This is a genomic window from Chloroflexota bacterium (genome assembly GCA_016219275.1).
In the GTDB taxonomy this organism is placed as follows: Bacteria; Chloroflexota; Anaerolineae; order UBA4142; family UBA4142; genus JACRBM01.
In genome coordinates this window covers 36,146-49,419 of sequence record JACRBM010000039.1, presented here as the reverse complement: position 1 = coordinate 49,419, position 13,274 = coordinate 36,146, and the positions used below count along the sequence as shown (strand labels likewise).

At 58.3% G+C, this 13,274-nt stretch carries 9 protein-coding genes; 3 read left to right on the top strand and 6 right to left on the bottom strand.

The window, feature by feature from the left end; genetic code table 11:
• The first annotated feature begins 3 nt into the window (after positions 1-3).
• The 3 genes from HY868_08880 to HY868_08870 all read left to right on the top strand — a co-directional run bounded on the left by HY868_08880 (position 4) and on the right by HY868_08870 (position 2,406).
• Positions 4-1,269, top strand: a complete 1,266-nt coding sequence (locus tag HY868_08880) for a glycosyltransferase (protein MBI5302238.1) — start codon at positions 4-6, stop codon at positions 1,267-1,269.
• 73 nt (positions 1,270-1,342) lie between these two features.
• On the top strand, positions 1,343-1,867 hold the full coding sequence (locus HY868_08875) for a cytochrome c-type biogenesis protein CcmH (protein MBI5302237.1): 525 nt from the start codon (positions 1,343-1,345) through the stop codon (positions 1,865-1,867).
• Positions 1,868-1,869: 2 nt separating this feature from the next.
• Positions 1,870-2,406: a TlpA family protein disulfide reductase gene (locus HY868_08870; GenBank protein ID MBI5302236.1), complete on the top strand. Its 537-nt coding sequence runs from the start codon at positions 1,870-1,872 to the stop codon at positions 2,404-2,406.
• Between the two features lie 50 nt (positions 2,407-2,456).
• Here HY868_08870 and HY868_08865 read toward each other — a convergent pair whose 3' ends face one another.
• The 6 genes from HY868_08865 to HY868_08840 all read right to left on the bottom strand — a co-directional run bounded on the left by HY868_08865 (position 2,457) and on the right by HY868_08840 (position 13,192).
• A complete protein-coding gene (locus HY868_08865) occupies positions 2,457-4,898 on the bottom strand; it encodes a YfhO family protein (GenBank protein MBI5302235.1) in 2,442 nt (813 codons plus the stop codon).
• The gene (locus tag HY868_08860; GenBank protein ID MBI5302234.1) at positions 4,895-5,575 is read right to left on the bottom strand and encodes a DUF4352 domain-containing protein; all 681 of its coding nucleotides are present in this window, start codon (positions 5,573-5,575) and stop codon (positions 4,895-4,897) included. The genes HY868_08865 and HY868_08860 overlap by 4 nt, the downstream gene beginning before the upstream one ends.
• Positions 5,544-7,562, bottom strand: a complete 2,019-nt coding sequence (locus HY868_08855; GenBank protein MBI5302233.1) for a glycosyltransferase family 39 protein — start codon at positions 7,560-7,562, stop codon at positions 5,544-5,546. The genes HY868_08860 and HY868_08855 overlap by 32 nt, the downstream gene beginning before the upstream one ends.
• Positions 7,563-7,756: 194 nt before the next feature.
• On the bottom strand, positions 7,757-9,922 hold the full coding sequence (locus tag HY868_08850) for a glycosyltransferase family 39 protein (protein ID MBI5302232.1): 2,166 nt from the start codon (positions 9,920-9,922) through the stop codon (positions 7,757-7,759).
• A 13-nt stretch (positions 9,923-9,935) separates the two neighbouring features.
• Positions 9,936-11,924, bottom strand: coding sequence for a glycosyltransferase family 39 protein (locus tag HY868_08845; protein MBI5302231.1), 1,989 nt, complete (start codon positions 11,922-11,924; stop codon positions 9,936-9,938).
• A complete protein-coding gene (locus HY868_08840; protein ID MBI5302230.1) occupies positions 11,906-13,192 on the bottom strand; it encodes a carboxypeptidase regulatory-like domain-containing protein in 1,287 nt (428 codons plus the stop codon). The genes HY868_08845 and HY868_08840 overlap by 19 nt, the downstream gene beginning before the upstream one ends.
• Between the last annotated feature and the right edge of the window lie 82 nt (positions 13,193-13,274).

Sequence of the window (13,274 nt, the reverse complement as noted above, 5' to 3'; positions counted from 1 at the left end):
ACGATGTATGAGACTTCACTGCGGACAGATGGACAGAGACGTCTGGCGGAAATTGGTAGCGCAGATATCGTCGTAGGGATTCCTAGTTACAAGAACGCGAACACGATTGGCTTGGTGATGGAGCGCGCGGCGGAAGGGTTGGTGACTTTTTATCCCACCTTGCGCCCGGTCATCGGGGTGGTGGACGGCGGTTCGTCGGATGAGACGCCGCACATCGCCGCTGCCCAGGTTTTGCCGGTCGCTGTTCGGCGCATCGTCACGACGTATCAAGGCATCCAGGGCAAAGGGAGCGCCGTACGCGCGATTTTCGAAATGACGCGCGCGCTCAAAGCCCAGGTGTGCATTGTACTCGAAGCCGATTTGGTGACGATCACGCGCGAATGGATTCCCAAACTGTGCGAGCCGATTCTGAAGGGCGATTACGCGTACGTCGTGCCGACGTACGCACGTCCGCTCGTCGAAGGCGCGGTCACCGACATTCTCGCGTATCCGTTGACGCGGATGCTGTACGGCGTGGACGTGCGCCAACCGATGGGCGGCGATTTCGCCGTCTCGGGCGAACTAGCGGGGCGCATCTTTGATCGCGACGTGTGGGAAACCGACGTGGCGCGGCATGGCATTGACATCTGGCTCACGACGATCGCGATCAATGAAAATATCAAGATGTGCCAGGTGCGGCTCGGCACCAAGATCGAAGACAATCGCGAAGCCGCCACGTCGTTCGACCCAGGTTTCGTGCAATCGGTGGGCACGCTGTTTCGAATGATGGATATTTATCGGCGACGTTGGGCAGAGGGCACGCGTCCGCAACGCCTTGCGCCGTTTCACGGCAACGGCATCGCCGCGGACCAACCGCGCCTCACCGCCGCGATCACGCTGAACATGCTTTCCGACGCGTTCAGTTCCGGCGCGCGGCGCTTTCGACGTTTGTGGCGGAGCATCATGTCGCCGAGCAATTTCACCGAGGTGAACGAACTCGCGAACAAGCCCCGCGGCGCGATGAATTTCTCCGCCGAACTCTGGTCGCGCGTCGTCTTTGATTTCGCGGTCGTGTACAACAAAGGCGAGAGCGATCCGGATAAAGTGGTCGCCGCGTTATTGCCGCTGTACTATGCGCGCACGGCGGCGATCTTGCGGGATACCGGCGGCAAGCTCGACGCGGTGGAGCAAGCGATTCAAGCCCAGGCGCAAGCGTTCGCCGAGCAAAAGCCCTATCTGGTGCAGCGGTGGCAAACGTACGTGCCCTGGGCGTATGATGGGGTTCGTTAGTGCGATAGTGCGTTAGTGCGATAGTGCGTTAGTGCGATAGTTGCAGAGTGGCAACAAGTGATGAGGTGAGTGGATGAGATCGAAAATCAGAGACATGGTCCTGAGCGTAGCGAAGGATCCAAAATCGAAAATATATCTCGCGATGGTGGCAGTGTTGTTCGTCGCGTTCGCGTGGCTGAGCGTGGCATCGGTGGGCGCGCAGTCGCCGAGCATTGACGACGAGGTGAATCGCATCGCCAAGACGCTGTACTGCCCGGTGTGTCCGAACACGCCGCTGGATGTGTGCAACACGCAAGCGTGTGCGGACTGGCGCGCGCAGATCAAAGATATGCTGCAAAAGGGCAAGTCCGAAAAAGATATTCGCGATTATTTTGTCGCGCAGTTCGGCGAGCGCGTGCTAGGCGCGCCGCCGGCGGAAGGTTTCAACTGGATCGCGTACATCTTGCCGGCGCTCGGCATCGTGCTGGGCGCGACGGTCGCGTGGTTCACGGTGCGCCAGTGGCTCGTGCGTCGTCAAGATGCGACGGCTGCGCCCGAAGCGCCGGTGATTCCCAAGGAATACGCCGACCGGATCGAAAAAGAATTGAAGGAGTATTAACCGTGCCACGTTGGGGTCAATATATCGTGTTTGCCACTGTGATCGGCGTCATTGGTTTTTTCGCATTCGGTTTGCGCCAGCGTTCCGCGGTTCAACCCGGCACGGGACCCGCCCCCGATTTCACGCTCAAAACGTTCGACGATAAAACGGTCAAATTGTCCGATTTTCGCGGCAAGGTTGTCGTCATCAATTTCTGGGCATCGTGGTGCGGTCCGTGCCGCGACGAAGCGGCGTTTCTCGAAAAGACGTGGCGGCAGTACAAAGATCGCGGCGTCGTGTTCATCGGAATTGATTACAACGATGTCGAGCCGAACGCGCGCGCGTATCTCAAAGAATTCGACATCACCTATCTCAACGGACCCGATCTGGGCGGCGTGATTAATCCGTTGTATCGCATCAAAGGCGTGCCCGAAACATTCTTTGTTGCCAAGGATGGCACCTTGAGCGGCAACGCACTCGGTCCGATCACGCGCGATAGCTCGTACATGACCGAGCGCGAGTTCATCGCCAAGTTGGAAGAGTTGCTCGCACAAAAATAACAACGGACAACAACGGACAAGCGGATGGGACTTGTATTACTCTTATCCGTTTAATCCGCAGTTGTCCGTTGTAATTTCCTCCACACCCCCGCGCCAATCAACAACCCAACCGTCAGCATCGCGAGTCCCGCGCCGATATTGATCGTCATCGGCGCGTACTTGAACCGAACGCGATGTGCACCTGCCGGCAATTCTACCGCGCGAAACAAGTAATTCGCACGCAACACCGGCGTTGCCTGATCGTCCACCCACGCTTGCCATCCTGGGTAGTACACCTCGCTCAACACGAGCACGCCCGCGCTCGATGTATTCATCTCCATCACAATGTCATTCGGTCCGTAACCAACTATTTTGACCGCTGACTGTTCACTGTTCACTGTTGACTGTTGACTGTTCACTGTTGACTGTTCACTGTTCATTGCTTTCTCCAGCACGACCATTCGCGCCGGCTCGAAATCCTCCGCGTGAATCGCGGCAAGTGCCGCAGACTTGTCCGGCACGACGCGTGCGTCAAAGACGACAAAGGCACGCGGGAGAACGCGCGTGTTCTCGTAGATATTCACAGCAGGATCACCGTCGAATGCAACCCGGAATTTTTCGCGGTCGAGCGCAATGTTCTTGCGCCCGATCACGTACCTGACGTTGAGCAAATCGTACAGCCGCGTCGAACGACTGCCGAGCGATTCCCAGTAGCGGTCAAAATCGGCGAGCACGAGCGGATTGTCGCCGCCGACATCGAACAGGTTGTACAACAAAGCCGTGTCGGCAGTCCAGAGCGAATCCACGCCGGTGCCGCGCGGGTCAATGCGATACAGCCCCGCACTCTTGAGAAACGCGACGGCATCGGGATGCTCGTACACGCGCGCAGGATTGTCGGTCGTGATGTCGGTGTATGCGCCGAGCGAGAGCAAATCGAAAAAGATGAGCGCGAGTGCGAGCGCCGCCCACGCGACGCGATGAAAGAATCGCGTCGCGCGCGCGAGGACGAGTCCGAGCGCGAGCGCGAGCAAAACCAAAAAGAATGCAAGCGCGTTAACCGCGTTTGCCATCCGCGCGAACAACGCCGCGTCCTGTCCCTGACCCAGGATCAGAATCGTGTACGCGCTCGCGCCGGTTGCCAACGCGATGAGCAGAAACGCCCACGGCGCGGCGCGCACGATGCGCTTGAACGCGAGTTCACTCGCGCGCGGCAACGCGCGCAACAGCGCGTCGAAACCAAACGCGCAGAGCGTGGCAATCGCGAAATCGAACAGGACGATGAATCGCGCCGGCGCGCGCAACTGCCCAAAACCTGGGGCGAACTGGTAGAGCCAGCCGTGCAGAATCGCGTAGCCGCCGAGTGCGAGCGCGAGCCCCAGCAACGCGAGCGCGCCGAAAAATCGCGTGGGCGCATCGCGGCGCAGAATCAGCGCGAGCAGCGCCAGCACAATCGGCAGCACACCGATGTACCCAACCTCGACACGATCCCAGGGTCCCCAGGCGTTTTGTGGTCCGCGTCCGAAAAAACCGGGGACGAACAAGCCGATCAACTGCGCGGGTGGCAGCGAAAATCGTGCGGCTTGTTCGTACGGAAATTCGGCGCGCAGCGTGTGTTGCGTCATTTCGAGCGCCGGAAACAGAACAGGCGCGGATAATCCGAACGATACGAGTCCCACGATGATGAGACCACCGACCGCCGACCACCGACCGCCGTCTGCCATCTGCGGTCGGCGGTCAAAGAATGTATAGTAGACCGCGAACGCCGCGAGCGCGATGAGAATCGTGAGGAACGATTGGATGTGTCCCGCGTAAAAGGCAATCGCGAGAATGATGCCGGCAATCGCGGCGAACGACGCACGCCGGTCGGTGATCGCGCGCTGATAGAACAACAACACGAGCGGCATCCACGCGACGACCGCGATCAAATTCAGATTTCCAAAATGCGTGATGAACAAATCGCTGAACTCAAACGCGATTGCGCCGGCGAGCGCGGCAAGGCGGGAGAGTTGGAAATTAGATGTTGGAAGTTGGATGTTAGAAGCAGTCTCCAATTTCCAACTTACAATTTCCAACTTACAATTTCCAAACCGCAACAACGCATACATCCCCGCGCCCGCGATAGCGAAATGGAGAATCGAGAGAAATTCCATATCGCGAAAAGTGAGTGGATTCGTCAGAAAAAACGTGAGGAGATTGAGCGGATAGAAAACGCCGGACTGGATGTCGCCGACGAACGGCATTCCGCCGAAGAGGTAAGGATTCCACAACGGAATCACGCCGTGTCGCCACCATTCGGCGGCAAACGCGTACGTGGGGTACAGAAATTGCGCGAGGTCGCCGCCGCCCGCCGGCATCCACGCGTCGCCGAACAGTACGCGCCAAAAAAAGCCAGCCGTCGCCGCGCCGATCGCACCGATGGCGAGCGTATCGCGCCACGCGTCGTTACGCGCGCGGCGCGCCCAGGTCATCAGCAACGCGATCAACCACACACTCGTGGCGACGAGCAAAATCATTTCGGCTTCTCGAGCAAAAACTCGCGCGTTGTCTTGCCGGAGGTCCAATACAAACGCAAATCGCCGTCGTCCGTCGCGATTTGGAAAATCAATTCGCCGCTCAACGATCTGCCGGCTGGCAAATCGAGTTTGTTCAGAATTTGCGGAATCGTCACGGTCTTGGGATTGGCATCATACGTGACGCCGCCGAATCCTTTGATTTTGAAATCGGTTCCGTTCACCGTGACGGGTTGTCCCGTTCGCCGCGTGTTCGTAATTTGCACGCTTACCAAAACAAACTGTTCGTTCGGCGGCAATTTTACCGGCACGTCCGTCTTGAGTGGACGTTGCATGCCAAGCACGGCAAGTTCGAGTCCATTTTCGCCTGCGCCGGCGGCGCGCAAAGGCACGGGCGCGTTTTTATCGAGAGTGGGGGTGGGGCGTGCGCCTCCAAACAAACCAGAGAATCCTTGAAACGGATTTGCCGGCGCGGTTTCGGTGCCAACCGATTGGGGCTTGGCTAGCGGGTTAACGGCACTGTCTTTGATTTGCCAACCGATCACCAACCCCGAACACAAACAGCAAACCAGTAGCACCGCCACTGCCAGGATAACAAACGCCGGCGGCGGTGAGCGTCGCCGCGCGAAATTAGCCGGCGTCGTCAGGTTACGGTAACGATAGTCGTTCGAGTTGTACACTCTCACTCTCCATTCGCGCGCCGTTCGCATCTAGCACGGGCAAACGCGCGCCAGTATTTAGATCGTACATTCCAATCTCGATGTAATAGTCTCCGCGCGGCAACGCGGCGAGCGTCAATCGGTACTCGTCAATAATGATTTCGCCCGTGCGCCAACGCGAGGTGGGAAACGTATCGCGCCCGGGTTGGCTATCGTCTTGCGCCCACACCGGCGAGCCTGCACCCGGATTGATTTGCCCGATGAGTTGAACGAACACCGTCCAATCGGTGCGCGTCTCGACGCGACTGCGCCAGTACAGCGTCAACGCGAGTTGATCGCCGTTACGCGCGAGATCGTATCCGATCAATTCGACCGCGTCGCCCAAGCGCGCGTTCACTTTTTTTTGCGGCGCGATGGACGATGGGCTGTCGCCGCGCAGAATGATCGCGTACGGTTGCGCGGTGTAATCGTAAATCGTTTCGACGACGCGTGTATTTGCGAGTAGCGCGTTCAATCGCGCGCGTGTGCGCGTGTCCTGGCGTGTGATGATGCCATACGCGACAGGCGTGCCGGCAGGCGGCAGAACCAACACGCGGCGTCCATCGAATAATTCCGCGTCGCGTCCGTCAAGCGCAAAGCGCGCGGTGTAATGCTCGGCTTCGGTCGGCGTGAGATAGACGCGCGTGTCGCGCGGTTGCTCGCGGAGTTTTTGTGCGAGTGTGTACAGTCCTACGTCGAACGAATCATAATGCCCGGTGCGCGAACCCCACACGATAAAATAATCGCGCGCGGTGTTGAATGTGCTGAACGCGAGACCCAGGGTAAGCAGTAAAGCGTAAATGGTAATTGGTAAATGGATGCGTTTGCTCCGGTCGAACAGCCATGCAAATCCGTACGCGGTTGTCAGCGCAATCGCCGGCGTGACCGCGAGATCGCGTCCAAAGTGCGGCGCGAAATCGGTAAGCACGCTCGGCAAACTCATTACGATAAGCCACAGCACGAGCAAGCGCGCGTGCGGCTCGCGGCGAAATCGCGCAAGCGCGACGATGACCCCGACGATGAATCCGAGCGCGAGAAACGGATCGAGCGCGGGACGACCGGGCAAATTACTGCGCGGGTTGTCGTCGCCCGCGATGAAAAACATCCCCGCGACCTTGACCGCGTTCTCGTAGATGCTCGCCGTCGCGGCGACGGATTGCGGTCGTTGCCAGAATTCGTCCGGGTGCGCGACAAAGTATAACCCAAGCGGCGCGTACACCAAAATCGCAACGACGCCGAAAATGAGAATGCCGCGCCAGTGGCGCTCCAAAAAATCGCTAGCGTAACTGATTTGCGATACAAGGAACGCGGCGGCGAGAATCGGCACGAACAGTCCGGCTTTGTACGTGTACAGTGTCGCGGCGAGAAATATTCCGGCGAGCCCCCACCCTAGCCCCGCTTGCGCGCCGCTTTGCAAGGGAGGGAATTTGCTCTCTTTCCTGTCGGCGATTTTTGCCGACGGGAGAGGGTTGGGGTGGGGGTAAATCCCACGCCACAAAAATCCGAACGCGAGCGTCGCCATCAACGGCGTAAAAATCGGCTCCATGCCGAGCCGACTAAAGTTGATGTGCCAGTACAGAATCGCGAGAATCAACGTCGCGAGCGCGGCGAACCAACGCGAAGCAAAGAACGCGCGCGCGAGAAAATAGAGCGCGGCAACGCCGGCGATCCCGGCAAGCGCCGAGACCAATCGCAATGCCCACGGGCTGGGTCCGAAAATCGCGAACGAGAGCGCGGTGAGGTAAATCGCCATCGGCTCTTCGGTTAGGTCTTCGCGGAAAAAGATCGGACGCTCGATACCGAGTTGAACGTTGCGCGCCATCGTCGCGTTGAATGCTTCGTCGTAGTGCAACCCGGGCGGCAGCGCGTCGAGCGCGTACAAACGCAAACACGCGGCGAGCAAAACGATTGCGCCGCAAATAGCGAGGTCGCGCCAGGGCAGGCGAAAAGATAAAGTGGGTGAAGGCACGGGGCAGAGTATAACCCAAGCGACGCAAAAATTCAAAATGCGTGTTGGGACGATCGGAATCTATCGAGTGAAATTCTTGTCCAAAAAAAGAGAGATATTAGGACGCGGATCGCTGTGCGCGTGGATAAACGCAGATGAAAATAATTATCCGTGTTCATCCTTGCTCATCCGCGTCCCAAATTATCCTATTCGAGTTACGGCGACGACACGTAGTACGCAAAGAAAAGTTGCGTGCCGTCCGGCTGCGTAAAGTCAGTGCGCTCACCGTCCGGGTATGCTTGTTGCACCCACGTGAATTCCTCGGCGCGTAATGGCAGAAACAGGAAGATGGCAGAGTACGTATGGTCAACAAAAGCCGGTTCGTCCTCGAGCGGTTCGAGAATATCCAGCCCGTTCAAATTCGGCGCGAGGTACGCAATCGTGGCATGACTGAGATAATCGTACGGCGGACCGAAAAAGTACGCCCTGAATTCGCCAGGTTGCCGCAAAAGATATTTTGCCATCTCGGTGTTTGTCCAACCAATGTAGCCGGCGTACGTGCGTTTGGGCACGTAATCAATATAATAAAATTTTACATTGATACACGCGAGCAGAACGATGGCGATCGCGGCGAGCGGCTTGCTCCAGCGCGGTCGTGCGGCAAGCGTTGTGATTGCTTCGGCTAACTTGAATATCCCGCAAGTTAAAAAGAACATGATCGGTACGGTCAAGGTCAACGTGCGCGCGCTGCCAGCTTCGTCCACGATTAGCACCGAGCCAAAGATGACACCGCAGACAAACCACAAGACAAAAAGCAAATGGGCGCGCTCTTTCCAGTGATAGAGCGAGTAGGTCAAGCCGAACACAAATAGAATCGCGCTGAACGTTTCGAGAAGCGGTGTGCCGGGCGCGTAAAATCCGGACAAATCTGGGATAAAGTTGAAAAGCGAAAAGCGTTCGACCGTGCGTTGCGCGAGCACGACGAGTGGGCTGAAGCCGGTTTCCGCCGCGTATTTTTCCAACCAGCCCGAAGGGAAGATTCCCATCTGTTGATAACGTTCCGTGAACACAGCGGGAAACTGAAAATAGTACCCGATGAGCGGGAGCGCGGCGATCAACGCGGCGAAAGAAAAAATCGCGAGCGGCGCGATGTACGGTCGCGCGGTTTTTCGTTCGGTGATCAACCAGTAACCCAGGAACAACACGAGCATCACCGGAATGAGGCGCACGCCGTGATAAAAGTACTGACTCACGCCGAGCGCGAGTCCGCCGGCGACGAAATAGGCGATGCGCCGCGTCATCATCGCGCGGATCGTCAAGAAGAAAACGGTTGTCGTCCAGAACGCATCGGCGATATTGTTCAAGCCGATGCGCGAGAATTGAATGTGGTACGGATACACACTTAGCAGAAACGCGACGGCGAGTGCGAAACTTTGCCCGTGCAATTGGCGCGCGAGCAAGTACGCGGCGAGGACGGTCAATGTGCCGAGGAGCGCGGACAGCATTCGCAGACCCACCACCGTTTCGCCAAACCAGCGCATCATCCAACTTTGCAAAAAGAAAAACAGGGTTGGGTGCGAGTACCACCCGGTCGCGAATGGATTTGTCAATTTGCCGGCGAGCACGCGCCGCGCCTCCAGACCCATCTCGGATTCATCGCCGCCCAGGTTGATCGGGATGTTTTCGAGATCGAACCCGCGCAGTAGAAATGCGAACGCGACCAACGCGATGACGAGCAAAATTTCCGCGAGATGAGGTTTGAGCGCCGCGTCTATCGCGCGGAGACCAGGCACGCGCCAAGTGCGCGCGGTTTCCCAGGGGATAAACGCGCCGACAAACAAGAACATGCTTGCAAGCCACAACGCGACCGGCACGGTGAATGATTCGCCGGGCGCGGTCTGCGCCGCGAGGGAAACCTCCAGCATACCGGACACGACCGCCGCGCCAAGCAAACCATTGCGAAGTGGGTGCGCGCTCAACCAGCGCCATGTCCAATCTACCCAGGACGCGCGCGCGGGTTGTGGGTCGTCGGTTACGCGTTTCTGGATGACCTGCACAAACAGGAGCATCGCCGCGCCGTCAATCAATAAGGCGATGTACCAGAGTTGTGGACGATTCGCGGAGAGATATTGCGCGTACCCGGCGAGCGCGAGCGACGCGCCCAGGAGCATTAGTGAATCCCAGCGAGTCGCGTTCGCGTCCGGCGCATTCTCGCGCGCGGAGGAATTTCCAGGCGTGACCACCACAAAGAAAACGACGATGCCGGCAACGAGCGCGAGCTGGACCGGCGAGACCGCGTTGTCATCGCGTTGGCTCAGGAGCGCGCCGAGCGCCGCGCCAACCAAGAGCCAGGTTAGGATGGGCAGAAGGTGAGAACGCACGGGGCACTCTTTTCTACCGCGCGCTCACGCGCACGGTGCTAAGAAGAATGTGGTCGTCTGCGACGCGTGCGCCTTGGGCATCGAACACAGGCACACGCGCGAGTGTTGCCGGATCGTACATTCCAATTTCGATTCCGTACTCGCCGGGTGGAGCATCGGCAGGAATCGCCAAGCCGTACCGATCTTCAATCGTCTCGCCGGTTTGCCACGCGGTTGTCGCGCGCGAGCCGCCGACTGGCTCGCTATCCATCTGCGCCCACACCGGCGATTGCGTCGCCGGGTTCAGCGCGCCGAGCAAATGCGTAAACACTTTGTAACGTTGCGAAATCGGCGCGGTCGTTTGCCAGCGTAACGTCAGCAACACCGTTTCGCCCGGCGCGAATGATTCGCGATTCAGCGCATAGCCGACCAGCTCGATGTGGTCGCCCAGTCTCGCGCGCGTCGCGCGTTGAATCGCCGTCGCCGCGCGCGGCATTTCGTACAGCGACAAACTCGCGTCCACAAATCCGCGCGAATAACTGCGAAACGCGTTCGCGCCGAGCCAGCGTTCGAGATAGCCGGTCGGATCGTACTCGGCGGGATTGCCGAACATCACGAGCCACACGCGCGCGTGATCGCGCGCAATCGTCGCGAGTTGCGCGCGTGTGGCAGGGTCTTCGAGCGGCGCGCCGTCCGGCAAATAGAACGCGGGCACCTCGCGCGGCGCGTAATAATCGTAGAGCGGTTTTTGGAGCGGGTTGTTTAGAATCAACGCGTCGCCCGGCTGCGCGTGTTGCGATACGTACGTCATCATTCGACCGTACATCCCTTTGGCGTACGCGTCGTTGAAATAAAAATTCCACAACGCGAATCCGCTCGCGAACGTCATCACGCCGACGATGACGACAGCCGTGATCGGCACGCGGCGCGCAACAAACGCGATGCCTAGCGCGACCGTGAGATAAAAACCCGGCAGCGCGACGAGCACGTATCGCTCGAAAAAGAACGGCATGATTGGATTGACGACGAACGCGATGACGACCGGGACGATCCAGTACAGGGGCGCGAACCACTGTGACGAATCGCGTTGACGCGCGGCGATCACCGCGCCAACTATCGCGAAGAGCAGAAACAACACCGCGATCATTTGCGGCAGAGGAAAATCGAGTGTCACGCTCGCGCTGAACGCGAGAAACGTTTTGCCGAAAATCATTTCGATGCCGCGCCACGACCATTCGTCAAAGCGCGCGCTCGCTTTACCGCGCAGAAACGAAGTCTGCACCAAGACCCAGGGAATGTACGCGACGATGAGGACAAGTTGGAGAATTGCCCAACGTTTCAGTCCGGTCATTTCGAGGAGCGTTTTACGCGACGAGAAATCTGGTTTGCCCACGTCGAGATTTCTCGCGTTCGCTCGAAATGACAACCACTGGCGGAACGCGAGCAAGGCGACAAAAATATTTTCCGCGACCCAGACGAAGAACGCGGAATAGTGCGTGTACATGGCGAGGAGGGTGGAGAGGAGGAAGCCCGCCTCACCCTTTTTAGCCACGCCCTTAAGGGCGTGGCTAAAAAGGGTGAGGCAGAAATACGCGGACGCGAGCGAGAGCACCGCGACCTGTTCGTACATTCGCGTCTCTTGGCTGTAATAGATCAGCAAGGGTGAGGCAGTCGTGAGGATCGCGGCGATGAAGGCGACGCGCGTATCGGCAACGCGTTTGCCGAGCACAAAGATCAGCGGCACCGCGAGTATGCCGACGAGCGCGGCGAGCGCGCGCGTTGCAAACGCGTGCGAGCCAACAAGTGGAAGCCAGGTCCACAACAATAATGGATACAGCGGTGGATGCGTGTCCGCGCCCCCGGCAACGACGAAGGGCAATGGCTGTTGGCTGAGAAAAATACTAAACGCCTCGTCGCCCCAAATATCTAGAGCGGCGAGGCGGTAGAATCGCAACGTGGTCGCGATAAGAATCAACGCGAGTAGAGCAAATTTAGAAATTTGCTCTACGGTTTTTTGAGCCACTTGAGGTTGCCCCAGTCCCCTTTTTTCACATAGACGATCCCAAGATTGTACACCTGGATGATGTACGCTTCGCCGTTGAACGTGAGATCGAATTCATCGGTCTGCGGATAGCCGAGTTTGTTGTCTTGCGCAAATTTGTAGAGCGCGGCTTGATCGTTGATCGGCATCCAAGTGAATTGTTGCGCGCGCGCGATGATCGCCTTGTCGAGTGTTTGAACTGGGAATGCGTAATCCACCTGTGCGCTGTTCGTGCCGTCGAGTGCAATATCGGATTTGATGACGCCCGCGCCGGTGAGCGCGATGCTGTACGTTCCCGCCGGCAACTGCGTGAATCCGTACGCCCCGGTGTGGTCGGGCAAAACTGTTTTGGTCAGCGTGCTCGAACTCAAGGTGATCTGCGTACTTGCCGGCGCGTTCGTGATTTTGCCGGTGATCGAACTGTTCGCCGCCGGATTGTTGCCCTTGATCGCTTTGCGCCACGTCAGCTCAAAGCACACATGCCGTCGCAACGGCAAGCCCATCCCGTTCACGCGATCACTTGGCAAGCCGTCCACCAAGCCGGTGTACGGTCCATGCTCGCCGCGATCCGGCGCAAAACTCGAATCGCCGCTCATATTGAAATCGGTGATGCCGCCGTCGCCGGTGAGTTTCACCGCGTGATCGCCGGGCCACTCTTGCCACACGCGTTGTCCGACGACCGGCTGACCGGTCTCGTTGAGCACGGTGTAGTACATGTTCACGCGACCCTGGGCTTCGCCCGGTCCGTTGCCTTCCGGCAAATACCACGCGCGAATTAATTTCCAGTACGGCTGTCCGTCCGCAACAGTGGCTTCCTGGAATGTGATATTCAATTTGCCGAGACGCGGATCCCATTCCAAATTGATTGGTGGCATGTTTCCCCCTGACGATCCACCGCCCGTGGTGGATTGCAACACGGCGGTGATCCAAATCGCGCCCCCTTTGAAAAAATGAAATTGCACGGGGTCGCTCAGCGGCGCGCCGCTCGCGTCAATCACTTGCATCCAGTAATCGCGCGAGTCCGGCATCGCGCCGTTGAACGTCGCGTACTCCAGTCTGCCGGACGCGGACGTGGCGCGGAAGGGCACATCGTCCATAAAATACGGCGGCTGTCCGTTCGGCGGCGGTCCGCCCCACACCTTGATGCGCGCGCCTGACACACCCGCGCCGTTCGCGTCGCGCACGAACAAATAAATAATGTTCTCGCTGTGAACTTCGGTCGTCGGTGGTGCAGTCAATTGGTATTGCATTGCGCCTCCTCGTGTGAATCCGTTGACGCGATTATAACACAAATTGGAATGCAGCGAAAAATCGTTTTGTGGTATAATCCAA

Coding starts and splice junctions, on each gene's coding strand:
- HY868_08880 (MBI5302238.1), top strand. CDS start 4: ATGTATGAGACTTCACTGCGGACAGATGGACAGAGACGTCTGGCGGAA.
- HY868_08875 (MBI5302237.1), top strand. CDS start 1,343: ATGAGATCGAAAATCAGAGACATGGTCCTGAGCGTAGCGAAGGATCCA.
- HY868_08865 (MBI5302235.1), bottom strand. CDS start 4,898: ATGATTTTGCTCGTCGCCACGAGTGTGTGGTTGATCGCGTTGCTGATG.
- HY868_08840 (MBI5302230.1), bottom strand. CDS start 13,192: ATGCAATACCAATTGACTGCACCACCGACGACCGAAGTTCACAGCGAG.